13 protein-coding genes are annotated in these 16,326 nt (G+C 64.2%); 8 read left to right on the top strand and 5 right to left on the bottom strand.

Going from position 1 to position 16,326, the window contains the following annotated elements:
* Positions 1-9: 9 nt before the first annotated feature.
* The 3 genes from B4393_RS01980 to B4393_RS01970 all read right to left on the bottom strand — a co-directional run bounded on the left by B4393_RS01980 (position 10) and on the right by B4393_RS01970 (position 3,296).
* Positions 10-513 (bottom strand): phosphopantetheine-binding protein, encoded by a 504-nt coding sequence (locus B4393_RS01980; protein WP_078332702.1) that lies wholly within the window; start codon positions 511-513, stop codon positions 10-12.
* Positions 514-989: 476 nt separating this feature from the next.
* Positions 990-2,231 carry a haloalkane dehalogenase gene (locus B4393_RS01975; protein WP_157901264.1) on the bottom strand — a complete coding sequence of 414 codons (1,242 nt, stop codon included), beginning with the start codon at positions 2,229-2,231 and terminating at the stop codon, positions 990-992.
* Between the two features lie 69 nt (positions 2,232-2,300).
* On the bottom strand, positions 2,301-3,296 hold the full coding sequence (locus tag B4393_RS01970) for a GlxA family transcriptional regulator (RefSeq protein WP_078332991.1): 996 nt from the start codon (positions 3,294-3,296) through the stop codon (positions 2,301-2,303).
* A gap of 105 nt (positions 3,297-3,401) precedes the next feature.
* Between B4393_RS01970 and B4393_RS01965 the strand changes: the two genes are divergently transcribed.
* The 6 genes from B4393_RS01965 to B4393_RS01940 are packed head-to-tail and all read left to right on the top strand — an operon-like array spanning position 3,402 to position 9,295.
* On the top strand, positions 3,402-3,821 hold the full coding sequence (locus B4393_RS01965) for an HIT family protein (protein ID WP_078332990.1): 420 nt from the start codon (positions 3,402-3,404) through the stop codon (positions 3,819-3,821).
* A 52-nt stretch (positions 3,822-3,873) separates the two neighbouring features.
* Positions 3,874-5,145 (top strand): MFS transporter, encoded by a 1,272-nt coding sequence (locus B4393_RS01960; protein WP_078332700.1) that lies wholly within the window; start codon positions 3,874-3,876, stop codon positions 5,143-5,145.
* A gap of 10 nt (positions 5,146-5,155) precedes the next feature.
* Positions 5,156-5,989: a mycofactocin-coupled SDR family oxidoreductase gene (locus B4393_RS01955; protein WP_078332699.1), complete on the top strand. Its 834-nt coding sequence runs from the start codon at positions 5,156-5,158 to the stop codon at positions 5,987-5,989.
* The gene (locus B4393_RS01950) at positions 5,986-7,353 is read left to right on the top strand and encodes an FAD-binding oxidoreductase (RefSeq protein WP_078332698.1); all 1,368 of its coding nucleotides are present in this window, start codon (positions 5,986-5,988) and stop codon (positions 7,351-7,353) included. Before B4393_RS01955 ends, B4393_RS01950 begins: the two co-directional genes overlap by 4 nt.
* Before the next feature lie 49 nt (positions 7,354-7,402).
* Positions 7,403-8,644, top strand: coding sequence for a cytochrome P450 (locus B4393_RS01945; RefSeq protein WP_078332697.1), 1,242 nt, complete (start codon positions 7,403-7,405; stop codon positions 8,642-8,644).
* Between the two features lie 39 nt (positions 8,645-8,683).
* Positions 8,684-9,295, top strand: a complete 612-nt coding sequence (locus tag B4393_RS01940; protein WP_078332696.1) for a TetR/AcrR family transcriptional regulator — start codon at positions 8,684-8,686, stop codon at positions 9,293-9,295.
* Here B4393_RS01940 and B4393_RS01935 read toward each other — a convergent pair.
* Positions 9,198-10,394, bottom strand: coding sequence for an acyltransferase family protein (locus B4393_RS01935; RefSeq protein ID WP_070935895.1), 1,197 nt, complete (start codon positions 10,392-10,394; stop codon positions 9,198-9,200). The genes B4393_RS01940 and B4393_RS01935 overlap by 98 nt on opposite strands.
* Positions 10,391-12,187 carry a DEAD/DEAH box helicase gene (locus tag B4393_RS01930; protein WP_078332695.1) on the bottom strand — a complete coding sequence of 599 codons (1,797 nt, stop codon included), beginning with the start codon at positions 12,185-12,187 and terminating at the stop codon, positions 10,391-10,393. The genes B4393_RS01935 and B4393_RS01930 overlap by 4 nt, the downstream gene beginning before the upstream one ends.
* Positions 12,188-12,277: 90 nt before the next feature.
* Between B4393_RS01930 and B4393_RS01925 the strand changes: the two genes are divergently transcribed.
* Both B4393_RS01925 and B4393_RS01920 read left to right on the top strand, forming a co-directional pair.
* Entirely contained in the window at positions 12,278-12,847 is a 570-nt protein-coding gene (locus B4393_RS01925; protein ID WP_078332694.1) for an LppP/LprE family lipoprotein, read from the top strand.
* 36 nt (positions 12,848-12,883) lie between these two features.
* Positions 12,884-16,324, top strand: coding sequence for a TM0106 family RecB-like putative nuclease (locus B4393_RS01920; RefSeq protein ID WP_078332693.1), 3,441 nt, complete (start codon positions 12,884-12,886; stop codon positions 16,322-16,324).
* The last annotated feature ends 2 nt before the right edge of the window (positions 16,325-16,326 follow it).

Raw genomic sequence — 16,326 nt, 5'->3', positions numbered from 1 at the left:
CTGAAGACGCTATGCGACAGCCGAGTTGGCCTGAGTAAGCGTTTCCCGCACATCGGCGACCAGAAGTTCATCGCCGGTGACCGGACCAGCCGAAGGGTTGAGGAGGCGATGCGCGATGGACGCCCAATGGGCGGTCGTTGTCGACCCCGAAACCTCGTGCGGCCAAGCACCGGCCTGGAAGTCGTCGGCCGTGTAGCCGAACGCCGATTGATACAACGCACCTTCAGCCAGTTTGGTGATCCGGCCTTCCGCGTCATACACGCGGTCCTTACCGCCAAGCTCATCGGCGAGAGCGCTGAGAACATTGCTGCGCGGGAAGGTAACGCGGAACTTCGATTCCAGATTGCGCCGGAGCTCGACGATGTCGAGCGACTCTACGCCCTGGTCAGCCATCGGCGCCGTCGTGACTTCTTCGGTCTCGATGCCGAGCACCTCGGCCAATTCCTCACGCACAATGGTGTGAACCTGGTCGTAGCTAAGCAGATTGCTCATGGGTATCAGAGTGCCTTTCATCTTTGCCGTCTGGTTCGCTCCAAGCGAGCCGAAAATGGCTCTGCCAGTGGGCGATAGATTCGAGCTTCGATCAGGTGACAACGTTGGCACTTGGCGATTTCTCGCCATGAACCTGATACCACAAACCATAAGACCGGCCGATAGCCTTCGCAACCGGTAGACGAAGTCTGTCAACTACAGGTTGCGTGGCAGCTCACGACCGGAAGGGCGGTGCGGTGCACCGCGCCCACGATCCGAATACGCCACTACCGCAATGGGATTGTCGCGCCGAAGTCGCCCGAGAGCAGGCCGAGCACCGGGGAATTGCGCTCGAGAGTGAGGTGTCACACAGCCCAATTGCAGATGCGTGACGGGTCACAGAAGGCGTCAACCGTCGCCTCCAACACCCCAATGCCGCCGACAAGTCCCACCACCTGACGTGACAGAGGGAACCACAGCAGTTCAAGGGATTTGAGAGCCTATGGCCCTTGCTAGCGTCAGACGACGGCTAGCCAGGCGGCCAATGCCTCGCCCACGGCATGCGGGTCGTCGAGCGGGGTCCAATGCAGTCCCGCGACCTCGCCGACCGTGAGATTCGGGAAGGTGGCAATGGTGTCACGGCGCCGGCCTCCCACGGCTTCGATGCCACCGGGCACACCGGCGAGATGCAACTTCGGCACAGTGGAATTCGCCAGCCAGGCAGCTTGGTGTTCCAGCACCGCGCGGACGGGGGTGTCGTCGTCACCAAAGGGCACAGAGCGCGGCCAATCCAAGGTCGGACGGCGATCTTCGCCGGGTTGGGCATAGGGGCGCTCAATCTCCGCCCACTCCGCGGGTTCGAGGACGCGCATGAGGTTATCGCGCGCGGCATGAAGAAAGTAGTTGTTATCCAACACATCTCGCCCGCCTTCCGGGCTGCGCATATATTTGAACGGTTCGCGCACCAGCAACGGCCAATCCGACCAGTCGAATGGCGGCAACAAGGCTTCCGTGAATGCGATCCCCCGCACGCGACCCTCATTCTTGATTGCCCAGTCGAACGCGAGGTTCGCTCCCCAATCGTGTCCTACCAAGATCACCTCATCGCCCAGATCGAGCGTGTCGAGCAATGCGCCGAGGTACTTGGCGTGCAGGCCGAAGGAATAGGTGCCTTCTCCGCTGCCGGGAATCTTGCCGGAATCCCCGGCGCCGATGAGATCGACAGCGATGGCCCGAAACCCTGCACTCGCATACGGAATAACGTTGTGCCACAAGAAGGACGACATGATATCGCCATGAAGAAACACAACTGGCCGCCCATGGCCAACGTCGATGTAGCTCATCGTGTGGCCCAACACGATCGCCTGTTGCTTCTGATACGCCTGCGCCGCGGCAATAGGCTCCCCTTGCCGTACAGCTGGTTGCAACATGACGTTCTTCATCAGCGAGCCTGCGGGAGAGAGGGCCGCGCCGCTGATGTTGACCTGCTCGAAGTACCGATACCACCCCGAATCGGTGATCTGTGCTTCGAACACACGCTGCAATCGCACATCGGGGACCCGGTAGACACAGAAAAAGTCATATGGCGCACGGCGATCGGTATCGAGGTCATTGACCCCGTATGCCACAATCTCGACTCCCTGGTCGCGAAATCTGCCGAGTGCACCGGCGAGAGCCCCCACGAACGCCTCCCGTTCGGCAATGCTCAACCCTGACCATTCTGGCCGGTAGTTGTACAGCTCGACGAATATTTGTTGCATGACAATGCCTTTCATATGATTTGGCAATAGTGAAGATTTCGCCGCCCAGGCACCCGGGCCTGAACACTGCTAGTGAGGCGATGCCGCGAAGCGTCGCCGATACTCCCGGGGCGTAGCGCCGACGCGGGCACGAAACACCCGGTGCAACGTCTCTACCGATCCCAATCCGCTCTCGACCGCGATGCGTTCTGTGTTCATATCGGTACGCTCCAGCAGCCGCCGAGCATGCTCGACACGCATGTTCTCGACAAACAATCCCGGGGTCACGCCAAGATCAGCGTGGAAGACCCGCGCCAAATGGCGCGGCGTCACAGACAGCCGACGGGCCAGCGCCGCAACGGACAGATCCTCGGTGAGGTGGCCACCGATCCAGCGCCGCAGCTCGGCGATATCCGGCCGGGTACCGGCCGGAACGGACAGTGCCACGCTGAACTGGCTCTGCCCGCCTGGCCTTTGCACATACATCACCATCAATTGCGCAACCCTGAGGGCGATTTCGTCGCCATGATCATGCCCGACGAGAGCCAGTGCCAGGTCCATCGATGCGGTGATGCCCGCGCTAGTCCATATCCGGCCGGACTGTACGAAGATGGGATCGGCGTCAACCTCCACCATCGGGTGCTCGGCCGCCAGTTGTGCGGCCGTTCCCCAGTGCGTCGTCGCCCGATGCCCGTCAAGCAGCCCTGCCGCTGCGGCAATGTGGGCGCCGGCGCAGACCGCGGCAATACGTCCCGCCTCCTGGCCGTTGACGCGCAGCCAATCTCGCACCTCGTCGTCGACCATCGCGACAGGCAACCCGTCCGTACCAACGTCTACCCGTCCGGTGATCACGATCGTGTCCGGCCGCCCCACCTGGTCAAGCGACTGATCGACGCCGAGACGAATTCCGGCCGAGGTCGAGACCGAGTCACGCTGGGCGGCGGCAACCCGCACCTGATAGCGCGCGGCGCCCTCCGGCAGCACCAGGTTTGCCATCGCGAACACCTCTGCCGGCCCCGCCACATCGACGGCATCAATGCCAGGAAAGACCACGATGACGACCAGGTGAGGAAGACGCGTACCCATGAACCCAGCTTGGATGCCGCACAGCTTGTCCGCAATGCCCAATTATTGTCAAATACAGACATTGGATTGGGCGGCCACCCAGCGCACAACCGCTACGGTGTGCTCATGTCCTGTGTCTTCTGCGCTATCGTCGCCGGCGAGTCACCGTCGTTCCGCGTGTACGAGGACGAGACGACGCTCGCCTTTCTCGACATCCGCCCCATCACCCGCGGACACACTCTGGTCATCCCCAAGGCCCACGCACAGGACCTGACGGACCTGAAGCCCGATGACGCCGCCGCCATCATGACGGTGGGCCAGCGCATCGCCAACGCCATCCGGGGCTCGGAACTGCAAAGCGATGGAACCAACCTGGCGCTCAACGACGGTCGCGTCGCATTTCAGACGGTCATGCATGCGCACCTCCACGTGGTACCCCGCCGGGGCGGCGACAAGCTCGCCTTCGCAAAGGGATTCATGGTTCGCCGTGATCCCAATCTGGAAGCGACCGCCCAGATCATCCGCACAGCGGTGCAGGCGAACTAACCAAGAAATTCGCTCGACCAGCCCTACGACCCGCTGCTACGTTTTTGACGACATGTCCATTCCGACGGCGGATTCGCCGACAATCAATCAGGTGAATCGCGGGCCGGTTCTTCTGCTGCTCTTCGCATCCGTCGTCGCGGCCATCGGCAACGGTGTCTCCATCGTCGCGCTGCCCTGGCTCGTGTTGCAACGCAACGGGTCTGCCGCCGACGCTGCCATCGTGGCAGCGGCCGGCACTCTGCCGCTGGTGTTTTCGACGCTTATTTCGGGAACAGCAGTCGACTTCTTCGGACGGCGCGTCATGTCGATCTTCTCCGACGTCCTGTCACTTGTGTCTGTCTCCGCCATTCCCATCCTTGCGATGACCACCGGACTCAACGTCCCGTTGCTGGCCGCATTGGCCGCACTGGGCGCCATGTTCGATCCCGCGGGCATCACCGCGCGCGAGTCCATGCTGCCGGCCGCCGCCAAAGCTGCCGGGTGGTCCCTGGACAAGATGAACAGCAGGTATGAGGCGACTTTCAATGTCGCGTACATCGTGGGCCCTGGCCTGGGCGGCATGCTCATCGCGTCCATCGGCGGCGTCAACACCATGTGGGCGACCGCGGCAAGCTTCGTGGTGTCGATCATCGCCATCGTCTTCCTCAAGGTCGAGGGCGCAGGGAAGCCCGCACACGAAACCCGGCCGACGGGTGTGGTCAGCGGTGTACTCGAGGGCATGAAATTCTTCTGGAACGTCAAGATCCTGCGCACCATCGCGCTGATCGACATGGCGATCACCGCGCTCTATCTACCCATCGAAAGTGTGTTGCTGCCCAAGCACTTCAGCGATGCGGGCGCACCGCAACAACTCGGCTGGATGCTCATGGCAATCTCCGTGGGTGGGCTGCTCGGGGCGCTCGGATACGCCACCATGGTGCGCCACTTCCAGCGCCGCACCATCATGCTGTGCGCGACATTCACGGCCGGCACAACCACATTGGGCATGTCACTACTCCCGCCGATCGGTGTGCTGCTGGTGCTGGCCGCCTGCCTCGGCTTTATCTACGGGCCGGTAGCACCGATCGCGAACTTCGTGATGCAGACCCGCTCCCCAGAACATCTGCGCGGTCGCGTGGTCGGCGTGATGACGTCCACCGCATACTGCGCGGGCCCCTTGGGCTTCATGCTCGCCGGCCCCATCGCCGATAAGTTTGGTGTTGCCACCACCCTGATGATCCTTGGCGCACCGATGCTTCTCATCGCCGTCGCGAGTACCCGGATGCCCGTTCTGCGCGAATTGGACCAAGGCGAACTGCAGCCCCACGAGGAGCCGACTCGGTAGGGTCGGCTTCGTGGCTGACTTCGAGGGAAAAACTGCACTGATCACCGGCGGCGCGCGCGGTATGGGCCGTTCACACGCCCTGGCGCTGGCCGAGGCGGGCGCCGATATCGCGATCTGCGATCGCTGCGAGAACAGCGATGTCGTGGGATATACGCTGGCAACCGAGGACGATCTCGCCGAGACCGTCGCCCTGGTCGAAAAGGCCGGACGCCGGTGCATTTCCGCGAAAATCGACGTGAAGGACCGCGCCGCGCTCGAATCGTTCGTGGCCGAGACCGAGGACACGCTGGGCGGCATCGACATCGTCATCACCAACGCCGGAATCAGCACCATCGCGCTGCTGCCCGACGTCGAGTCGGCACAGTGGGACGAGGTCATCGGCACCAATCTCACCGGCACCTTCAACACCATCGCGGCCGTCGCGCCCGGCATGATCAAACGGAACTACGGCCGCATCGTGACCGTGTCGTCGATGCTCGGACACAGCGCGAACTTCGCCCAGGCGTCCTACGTCTCGTCGAAATGGGGCGTCATCGGTCTGACCAAATGCGCGGCCCACGACCTCGTCGGCTACGGGATCACCGTCAACGCCGTCGCACCCGGCAATATCGAAACCCCCATGACCCAAAACGATTTCGTATTCGGCACCATGCGACCCGATCTGGAGAAACCGACACTCAAGGACGTCGAGTCCGTCTTCGCATCGCTGCACCTGCAATACGCGCCGTTCCTCAAGCCCGAGGAAGTCACCCGCGCCGTACTGTTCCTGGTCGACGAAGCGAGCTCACATATCACCGGCACCGTGCTACCGATCGACGCAGGCGCGACAGCGCGAATGATATGAGCCAGGCAGCTCTGGACGAACTCGTCGACACCCTCGGCGACGGCGCGGTCATCACCGATCCGGATATCACCGCCTCATATCGGCAGGACCGCGCCTTCGATCCGGACGCCGGGACGCCGCTGGCGGTGATACGCCCGGGCAGCACGGAAGAGGTCTCCGCGACTCTCACATGGGCCAGTGCGCATCGCATCCCCGTCGTGCCCCGCGGCGCGGGCACCGGATTATCGGGAGGCTCCACCGCCCAGGACGGCGCCATCGTGCTGTCCACCGAGCGGATGCGCACCATCACCATCGACACGGCAACCCGGGTGGCCATCACCCAACCCGGAGCCCTCAACGCGGAGGTGAAGTCCGCCGCGGCAGCGCACGGCCTCTGGTATCCGCCCGACCCGTCGTCCTACGAGATCTGCAGCATCGGCGGCAATATCGCCACCAACGCCGGCGGACTGTGCTGCGTCAAGTACGGCGTGACCACCGACTACGTCCTGGGTATGCACGTAGTCCTGGCCGACGGCACCATCCTCAGGCTGGGCGGACCACGCCTGAAAGACGTTGCCGGACTCAGCCTTACGAAACTGTTCGTCGGCAGTGAGGGCACTTTGGGCGTAATCACCGAAGTCACCCTGCGGCTACTCCCCTCGCAGCCCACCCCGTGCACGGTGGTGGCAACCTTCTCGTCGGTGCACGATGCGACCGACGCGGTGCTGGCGATCACCGCGCAGATCCGGCCCTCGATGCTGGAGTTCATGGACTCGGCGGCGATCAATGCCGTCGAAGACAAGCTGAAGATGGGACTGGACCGCGGGGCCGGCGCCATGCTGGTGGCCCGCTCGGATGAACGTGGTAAGACCTCGGCGGACGATGCCGAGCTGATGGCCCGCGTCTTCACCGATCACCATGCCGCCGAGGTCTTTTCCACCGATGACGAGGAAGAAGGCGAGGCATTCGTCGCGGCACGGCGGTTCGCGATCCCCGCGATGGAAGCAAAGGGTCCGCTACTGCTCGAAGACGTGGGCGTCCCGCTGCCCAAGCTCGCCGAGCTGGTGGAAGGCGTGGAAGCCATTGCCGCCCAGCGCCGATTACTGATCTCGGTCATCGCACACGCCGGCGACGGCAACACGCATCCGCTCATCGTGCACGACCCCAACGACCCCGATGAAGCGCGGCGCGCTCAGGCTGCCTTCGGCGAAATCATGGACCTTGCGATCTCGCTGGGTGGCACCATCACGGGCGAGCACGGCGTCGGACGACTCAAGAAGCCGTGGCTCGGCGACCAGGTCGGCCCCGAGGTGCTTGAGGTCAACCGCCGGATCAAGCAGGCACTCGACCCCGACGGCATCCTGAACCCGGGCACGCTGATCTAGTCGGCCACCGCGTATTGACACTTCCGGTGACATGCCTTACACATAAGACATGTCAGTCGATGTGTCTCACAGTGTTGTGCCGCGCTACATCCCCGGAGCTTCCGATAATTGGACCAACCCGTGGCCGATGTACACCGCGCTGCGCGACCAGGATCCGGTGCACCACGTGGTGCCCGAACATGCTCCTGCCGACGACTATTACGTGCTCACTCGGCATGCCGATGTCTACGAGGCCGCACGTGACTGGGAGACCTTCTCCTCGGCGAAGGGTCTCACCGTCATGTACGGCGACCTGGAGAAAACCGGCATGGGCGACAACCCCCCGTTCGTGATGCAAGATCCCCCCACGCACACCGACTTCCGCAAGCTGGTTTCGCGGGGGTTCACCCCGCGTCAGGTCACCGCCGTCGAACCGAAGGTGCGCGAGTTCGTGGTCGAGCGTCTTGAGCGCCTGAAGGAGCGTGGCGGGGGCGATATCGTCGTCGAACTCTTCAAGCCACTGCCGTCCATGGTGGTTGCGCACTATCTCGGGGTGCCCGAGGAGGACCGCAGCCAGTTCGACGGCTGGACCGACCACATTGTGGCGGCCGCGGCCGGTGGCGCGATCGACATCGAGGCCATGCAGGGCGAGGTGGCGCAGACGGTCGGCGACCTGATGATGTACTTCTCCGGCCTCATCGAACGGCGGCGCGCAGAACCCGAAGACGACACCGTGTCGCACCTCGTCGCTGCCGGAGTCGGAGCCGACGGTGATATCGCCGGGACGCTGCAAATCCTCGGCTTCGCTTTCACCATGGTCACGGGTGGCAACGACACCACCACCGGAATGCTCGGCGGTGCAATACAACTGCTGCACCAAAACCCTGAACAACGCCGGAAGCTGATCGACGATCGATCGCTCATCCCGGGAGCAGTGGAGGAGTTTCTGCGCCTGACATCCCCGGTACAGGGCCTGGCGCGCACCGCCACCCGCGATGTCACCGTTGGCGATACCACCATTCCGGCGGGTCGGCGGGCGCTACTGCTCTACGGCAGCGCCAATCGGGACGAACGTGAATATGGCGATGATGCAGGCGAGTTGGATGTCCTGCGGAAACCGCGCAACATTCTCACCTTCAGCCACGGGAATCACCACTGCCTGGGGGCCGCCGCCGCACGCATGCAATCGCGGGTAGCGCTCGAGGAACTACTCACCCGCATACCGGATTTCGAGGTCGATCTTGACGGAGTCAGCTGGGCGGACGGTTCATATGTGCGAAGGCCCCTGACAGTGCCCATCCGCGTGCGATGATGTTTCGATGAGTCGCTGGCGCGGAGAGCACGGGCTCAGATGAGCTGGCTGGGCGACACCCGGATATCGGTGGCTGCGGAGAAGATCCTCGACGCGGCCGCCGAGCTGTTCGTACGTGACGGTGTGGCTGCCGTCGGTATGAACGAGATCGCCAGGGCCGCTGGGTGTTCCCGCGCCACTCTCTACCGGTATTTCGAGAATCGCGAAGCATTGCACATCGCGTATGTCCACCGGGCCGCGGGTGTGATCACCCGGCAGGTCACCGAGCATGTCGCCGGGATTGACGACCCCACCGAACTCCTGACCGAGGCGATGGTCACCGCGCTGCGGCTGGTGCGCGCGGATCCGACGCTGTCCGCATGGTTCCGGCCGGGCGAGTATTTCGGCGGCTCGCTCGGCTTGCACTCCGAGGTCATCAACACCATGGTGGCGTCTTTCATCAAGCGTGCCGCAACCGATAGCGACACCCATACCAAGGCGAAATGGTATGTGCGGGTGATTGTCTCGCTACTCGCCTATCCCGAGGACAGTCCGGAAGACGAACGGACCCTGCTCACTGCGTTCGTTGCGCCAGCGATTTCCGCAGACGTGAGCTCCAGGCCAGCAGCACCTGCACAGTCCGATGGATCAACCACGAAGCGGGCACACTGACCGCCATCGTCACCAGGAACACGATCACCACCGACCCGGTGTAGACGTGGTAGTGCAGCAGGTCCACCATCACGATCTCCATCAGGATCATGTGGATGAGGAACAGCTCATAGGAGATCTCACCTAGCCAGACCATGGGCCGCGACGAGAGAAACCTGACGTACCAGCCGGTGTCACCCAGCCCGGCGGGAGCGACCAGCAGCGTCGCGATCACCACGTAAAAGATCGACTTCGTCAACGCCTGCGGCAGCGCCCACGGCGAGGTGGTGGGGTCGCCCGCGATCCGCGTGGACACGATGAGGTAGCAGATGATGGCCAGCGGCACCGTGACCAACGCGTAGCAGCGCACACCCATGACGGCCAGCACCGACAGAATCATGCCGCCGACGAACCAGGACAGATAGGCCGGCAGCCACAGCTTCGCGCCGTCCGGGAATGCGGTGTTGGTGTACACCAACGTCATCCACAGCGGAGTCACCAGGGCAAGCGCAGCCAGGCCACCCAACAGCCGTATCGGATGCCACTGCCCGCCACAGAGTTTCTTGACCAGTAGCCAGGCCAGGAAGGGCAGCGCCACATAGAAGGCGGCCTCCACGGCCAGACTCCAGATCTGCGTCATGCCTTGGTGGATATAGCGATATCCGTAATTGGAGGTATAGATCTGCGTCAGGGTCAGGTTCCGGAGCAACCCCAGCCAGGTATGTCCGGGGTTCGGATACTGGTCGCGGATGTGATACCAGATGTACGCGATGGCCACCAAAATCCAGTAGGCCGGCATGATGCGCCGAAACCGATGCCAGGCATAGCGTTTCACCGAGGGCGAGGCAGTACCGTCGGCGGCGGCCCGCACCCAGGGCAGGAACAGCAGGAATCCGGAAAGCACGAAGAAGATCGGCACACCGATCTCCAGGCGGGACTGCAACAGGTGCAGGTAGGCCTTCCACGGGGAAACCCCATCCACCACGTAGTTGCCGGTGCTGTAGGCGGCGTGGGTGGCCACCACCAGGGTCGCGGCCACCGCCCGAACACCGGTGAGCGCGCCTACCCGACCGGAAGCGCGAACGACGGGGGCGCTTTCAACAGGGGAGACTGCCGTCATGGTTTCTTCGGGGACCGCTTGGGACGCTTCGCCTCCGAACGTTTGTGATCCGTATGCTTGTGGTCTGGGCGGCGGCGTTCCGTGTACTTGCGCTCGGGGCGGGCGCCATCGGCCCCACCGGCGGGGCGCAGCTCGATGAGCACGCCCGAGATTCGGGTGGTCTCCAGCGCCTTCAACGTCTTGGGCGACAGCTTGGCGGGCAGCTCGACGAGCGAGTGATCGGGGCGGATGGTGATGTGCCCGAAGTCGCTGCGGTGCAGACCGCCCTCGTTGGCTATCGCCCCCACGATGGCGCCCGGCATCACCTTGTGCCGCTTGCCGACCGCGATGCGATACGTCGCCAGTCCGGGAGTCTGCGTGCGCGGCTCGCGGGGCCCGCGCTCGGGGCGCTCGCCACGCTCCTGACGTGGATCACGAGGCGGGTCGGGCTTGAGCAGGAACTGCTCGCCGTCGCGCGACAGCACCGCCAGGGCTGCCGCGATATCGGCCACCGGCACATTGTTGTCGCGTTCGTAGTCCTCGACGAGCCGGCGGAAGAGTTCGACCTCCGGCGCCGCGAGCGCAGCGGTGATGGCATCGCGGAACTTCGTCACCCGCTGGGCGTTGACGTCGTCGACCGATGGCAGCGCCTCCTCGGCAAGCCGGGCACCGGTGGCCTTCTCGATGGCCTTCAGCAGGTGCCGCTCGCGCGGCGACACGAACAACACCGCCGTACCCGAGCGGCCCGCGCGACCGGTACGGCCGATGCGGTGCACATACGACTCGGTGTCATGCGGGATGTCGTAGTTGAGCACATGAGAGATGCGCTCGACGTCCAGGCCGCGCGCGGCGACGTCGGTGGCCACGAGGATGTCGATGGCGCCGCTCTTGAGCGCGTTGATGGTCCGCTCACGCTGCGACTGGTTGATATCGCCGTTGATCGCAGCCGCCGCGAACCCGCGGGCCTTGAGTTTGTCGGCCACCTCCTCGGTGGCCTGCTTGGTCCTGACGAACACGATCATCGCCTCGAAGGTCTCGACCTCGAGGATCCGGGTCAGCGCGTCCATCTTGCGGGGTCCGGCCACCTGAATGAAGCGCTGAGTGATGTTCTCGGCGGTCGAGGTCTTGGCCTCGACCTTGATCTCGACCGGATCGTGCAGATATTTCTTGGTCAGCCGCCGGATGGTGGTGGGCATGGTGGCCGAGAACAGGGCCACCTGCTTGTACTCCGGGGTGTCGGCCAGGATGCGCTCGACGTCCTCGGCGAAGCCCATGGTGAGCATCTCGTCGGCCTCGTCCAGCACCAGGTAATCCAGATGGGACAGATCGAGCGTGCCGCGCTCCAAGTGATCGATGACACGTCCGGGCGTGCCGACCACGACGTGGGCGCCCCTCTTCAGCCCCGACAGCTGCACCACGTAGGACTGACCGCCGTAGATGGGCAGCACGTTGAGCTTGGGCATGTGAGCGCCGTAACGACCGAAGGCCTCGGCAACCTGCAGGGCCAGTTCGCGCGTGGGCGCAAGCACCAGCGCCTGGGTGTTCTTCGAGGTCAAGTCGATTTTCGAGAGGATCGGAATGGCGAATGCCGCAGTCTTTCCCGTTCCGGTTTGCGCCAGACCCACCACATCGGAGCCCGCCAGCAGCGGCGGAATGGTGGCGGCCTGAATCGCCGACGGTGTCTCGTACCCCACGTCGGACACCGCACGCAGCACCTCGGGGGCAATCTGAAGGTCCGCGAAGGTGACAGTGTCATCCGCGGGTGGTGCACTCGAATCGCCGGTGTCGGGCGTGGGGATATCTGTAGAGGTCATGGCGTTAAAGAGTCTAGGCGCTACCGCGCTCAACTCCCGCCTCCGCGGCATCTTCGGTAAATATCGGTAGTGTCCGGGGCCGTGCGAAGGATGGTTCTGCGAACGACGCTGCCGGTGCTGGCGGCCGTGCTCGTCCCGCTGTCGCTGCTCGCTTCCGCGTGCACCGGTGGCGACAGCACTGTGTCGAAGACGCCCACCAACACCATCGCGTCGCCGCCGTCGACAGCGCCGGCCCCCGGGCAGCCGGGGCCGACCGTCAAGCCCAAGCCACCGTCGACCCAGGATGACTGCGCGGTGAACTTGAAGGATCCGGCCGTCGCGTCGGCGATCGCGCTGCTGCCCCCAGCGCCCAATAACGAGGCCACGTGGAGCCCGGTGCCGGTGGCGGGTAACTACAACAAATGCGCGCCGTTGTCGGCGGTCATCGTCGCGGCGGATACGCACGAGCCGCAACCCCCCACTCGTGCGGTGTTCTTCCACCTGGGCGGTGTGATCTCCCACGGTGTTCCCGATACGTACGGCTACAACGCCATCGATCTGTCGGCGAGCACCCTGGATACCGTGGTGCTCAACTTCTCCAACGGCATTCCGGGTCTGGAGAGCGTGGTGTCGTTCCGCTGGAACGGATCTGGCGTGGAAAAGGTGCAACAGGCCAGGTAAGACCTCACCGTCGGTGCCAGCACCTACAGTGAGCGGGTGTTCGTCCTCGACGACCGGGTGGTCTGCAGCGCTTCGGATCTAGCCTCCGCCGCGCGCTGCGAATATGCCCTACTGCGGGCATTCGACGCCAAGCTCGGCTGGGCGCCGGCACCCCCACGCGACGATGAGCTATTGGCGCGCACCGCGACATTGGGTGACGCGCATGAGGCCCATCATCTTTCCGGGCTGCGGGCACGTTTCGGTGCCGGGGTGGCCAGCATTCCCTTCCCTCCTACTTTCACCCTCGACGGCCTGTACGCGGCCGCCGCCGCGACGAAAAATGCCTTCGAGCAGGGACATCCGGTCGTTTACCAGGCAGCGATGTTCGACGGCCGATTCATCGGTTTCGCAGACTTCGTGGTCTTGGAGGGCGAGCACTATCAGGTATGTGACACCAAGCTGGCCCGCAGCGCCAAGGTGACGGCGCTGCTGCAATTGGCGGCCTATGCCGACAGTTTGACGGCGACGGGCGTGCCGGTATCCCCCGAGGTACGGCTTATTTTGGGTGACCGCTCGGCGATCGACTACCCGGCGGCAGATCTGGTGGGTGTGTATCGCCAACGACGAAAGCAGTTGCAGGACTTACTCGATCGCCACCTGGTCGGTGGTGCCCCGGTGCGGTGGTCCGATGAACATGTCCGAGCCTGTTTCCGTTGCCCGGCGTGTGAGCCTGAGGTCGAGCGCACCGACGACTTGCTTCTCGTCGCGGGTATGCGGGTCAGCCAGCGAGCCGCGCTGCTGGAAGCCGGGGTCGGCACCGCCGCACGGCTGGCCGCCCACACCGGTCCAGTCCCGGATCTGTCGGCGCGCAACCTGCAGCAATTGGTGGCGCAGGCCGACCTGCAGATTCGCCAACGCGATAGTGGCACACCACAGTTCGAGGTTGCCGACCCGATTCCGTTGGGCACGCTGCCGGCCCCCAACCCGGGTGACATCTTCTTCGACTTCGAGGGGGATCCGCTGTGGACCGAAGACGGCATGCAGTGGGGCCTGGAGTATCTGTTCGGAGTGCTCGAATACGACCGAGCCGGACATGAGAAGTTTCGGCCGATTTGGGCCCACGATCGCCGCACCGAACGGAAGGCCCTGCTCACCTTTCTCGATCTGGTGGCCAAGCGCCGCCGCCGTTATCCGGGAATGCACGTCTACCATTACGCGGCCTATGAGAAGACGGCGCTGCTGCGCCTGGCAGGCCGGTATGGCATTGGCGAGGAACAGATAGACGACCTGTTGCGTGACAACGTATTGGTCGACCTCTATCCCGTGGTGCGCAAGAGTATTCGTTCCGGCTCCAGCGGATACGGACTCAAGGCATTGGAGCCACTGTTCATCGAATCGGGAAAGCGCTCCGGTGAGGTCACCACCGCGGTCGACTCGATCAACGAATACGCACGCTATTGCGCGCTGCGAGATAACGGCGACCCCACGGCGCAGGAAGTGCTGGACTCCATCGCCGAGTACAACCGGTACGACTGCGCCTCGACACGCAAGCTCCGGGATTGGCTGCTGGTGCGCGCCTTCGAACACGGCATCACCCACCTGTCGTCATCGACCCCCGCCGTCGAGCAACAAGAACAGGAGCCCGACGACGTGGGCCGGGCGTTGGCCGAGTTCGCCGGAGACGGCGCCCCCGCCGACCGGACCGCGGATCAGACCGCCGCCGCCATGGTGCAGGCGGCGCGCGGGTACCACACCCGAGAAAGAAAGCCCTTCTGGTGGAGCCACTTCGACCGCTTGAACAATCCCGTCGACGAGTGGGCAGATACCGCCGGAGTCTTCATCGTGGAGGACGCCGAGCTGGTCCAGGACTGGCATAAATCGGGTAGTCAGCGCAAGCTCCGACGGCATGTGAAGGTGAGCGGCGATCTCGCCGGGGGCGTCCTCGACGACAGTGTGTACGCACTCTACGAACCGCCCGCGCCGTCGGGACTCGGCGGCGGAGACCCCGACCGTCGGGCATCGGGTTCTGCCAGCGTTGTGGAGATCACCGAATCCGGTGGTGTACCCGTCGATGTGACGATTCAGGAACTCACCCCGAAGAACGGCGAGGTCTTTTCGGAAATGCCCATGGCGCTGGCACCCGGGCCGCCGGTGATGACCAAGGCGCTGGAGGCCGCCATCGAGGACGTGGCAGCGGGAGTGGCCGATGGGCTTCCCGAGATGCCCCTGACCGCATCCCTGGATATTCTATTGCGCCGCAACCCTCGTGGCGGCGTGTTGGCGCCAGTCGCTGACGATGGGTACGTCGAGCCCATCGCCGCCGCCTTGCGCAACCTGGACTCGTCCTACCTTGCCGTGCATGGTCCGCCGGGAACCGGCAAGACCTTCACCGCGGCGCGAGTCATCGCCGAGCTCGTGACACGCGATGGCTGGCTCGTCGGTGTGGTGGCGCAGTCCCATGCAGTCGTGGAGCACCTCCTCGACCAGGTGGTCGCGGCGGGCGTACCACCCGAACGCGTCGCCAAAAAGGCATCCCCCTACAGCGGGGATGCCGCGTGGACCCAGATTCGCGACAGTGATTACGCGGGCTTCATCGCATCTCACGCCGATGAGGGTGCCGTAATTGGCGGAACCGCATGGGATTTTGCGAACACCACCCGTGTTGCCGACGGCGCGCTGCGCCTGTTGGTCGTTGACGAGGCCGGTCAGTTCAGTTTGGCGAATACGCTTGCGGTGGCGCGGGGAGCGCAGAACCTGCTGCTGCTCGGCGATCCGCAGCAGCTACCGCAGGTCTCGCAGGGTGTGCATCCCGAGCCGGTAGACACCTCGGCGCTGGGCTGGCTCGTCGAAGGACATGGCGCACTACCAGCCAGTCGCGGGTATTTTCTCGAGCGCTCGTACCGGATGCATCCTGCTCTGTGCCAACATGTTTCGCGGCTTTCCTATGACGGTGAACTTGAGTCCGCGGCGCCGCCGCGCACCTTGGCCGGGCAAGATCCCGGAGTGCGGACGCTGTTCGTCGACCACGCCGGAAATGCGACCAGTAGTCCGCAGGAGGCCGAGGCCATCGCCACCGAGATCGCCGGGTTGATCGGTTCGGGCTGGACCGACGAATCCGGTACCCGCCCCCTGGAGCAGTCCGACGTGTTGGTGGTGGCGCCGTACAACGCCCAGGTGTTGACGTTGCGTGCGACGCTCGCCGCTGCCGGCTTGGGCGAGGTGCTGGTGGGGACCGTGGACAAGTTCCAGGGCCGGCAGGCTCCCGTGGTGTTCGTATCGATGACGGCCTCGGCCGTCGATGACGTGCCGCGCGGGATGTCGTTCCTGTTGAATAGGAACCGCTTGAATGTGGCGATCAGCCGGGCGAAGTTCCAGGCGGTGATCGTGCGGTCTCCCGCGCTCACCGAGTATCTGCCCGCCACACCCGACGGACTGGTGGAACTGGGGGCGTTTTTGGCACTCAGCCCGGACACGACCAATAGCACCGTGCCACACTGAGG

This window comes from Mycobacteroides franklinii (assembly GCF_002013895.1).
GTDB classification, from domain to species: domain Bacteria; phylum Actinomycetota; class Actinomycetes; order Mycobacteriales; family Mycobacteriaceae; genus Mycobacterium; species Mycobacterium franklinii.
Note: the sequence above shows the minus strand (reverse complement) of the source record. Positions and strands in the feature narration are given on the sequence as shown.

What these genes read in the sequence shown, in the direction of transcription:
- B4393_RS01980 (WP_078332702.1), bottom strand. Translation starts at nt 513, where the DNA reads ATGAAAGGCACTCTGATACCCATGAGCAATCTGCTTAGCTACGACCAG.
- B4393_RS01975 (WP_157901264.1), bottom strand. Translation starts at nt 2,231, where the DNA reads ATGCAACAAATATTCGTCGAGCTGTACAACTACCGGCCAGAATGGTCA.
- B4393_RS01970 (WP_078332991.1), bottom strand. Translation starts at nt 3,296, where the DNA reads ATGGGTACGCGTCTTCCTCACCTGGTCGTCATCGTGGTCTTTCCTGGC.
- B4393_RS01965 (WP_078332990.1), top strand. Translation starts at nt 3,402, where the DNA reads ATGTCCTGTGTCTTCTGCGCTATCGTCGCCGGCGAGTCACCGTCGTTC.
- B4393_RS01960 (WP_078332700.1), top strand. Translation starts at nt 3,874, where the DNA reads ATGTCCATTCCGACGGCGGATTCGCCGACAATCAATCAGGTGAATCGC.
- B4393_RS01950 (WP_078332698.1), top strand. Translation starts at nt 5,986, where the DNA reads ATGAGCCAGGCAGCTCTGGACGAACTCGTCGACACCCTCGGCGACGGC.
- B4393_RS01945 (WP_078332697.1), top strand. Translation starts at nt 7,403, where the DNA reads ATGTCAGTCGATGTGTCTCACAGTGTTGTGCCGCGCTACATCCCCGGA.
- B4393_RS01940 (WP_078332696.1), top strand. Translation starts at nt 8,684, where the DNA reads ATGAGCTGGCTGGGCGACACCCGGATATCGGTGGCTGCGGAGAAGATC.
- B4393_RS01935 (WP_070935895.1), bottom strand. Translation starts at nt 10,394, where the DNA reads ATGACGGCAGTCTCCCCTGTTGAAAGCGCCCCCGTCGTTCGCGCTTCC.
- B4393_RS01930 (WP_078332695.1), bottom strand. Translation starts at nt 12,187, where the DNA reads ATGACCTCTACAGATATCCCCACGCCCGACACCGGCGATTCGAGTGCA.
- B4393_RS01925 (WP_078332694.1), top strand. Translation starts at nt 12,278, where the DNA reads ATGGTTCTGCGAACGACGCTGCCGGTGCTGGCGGCCGTGCTCGTCCCG.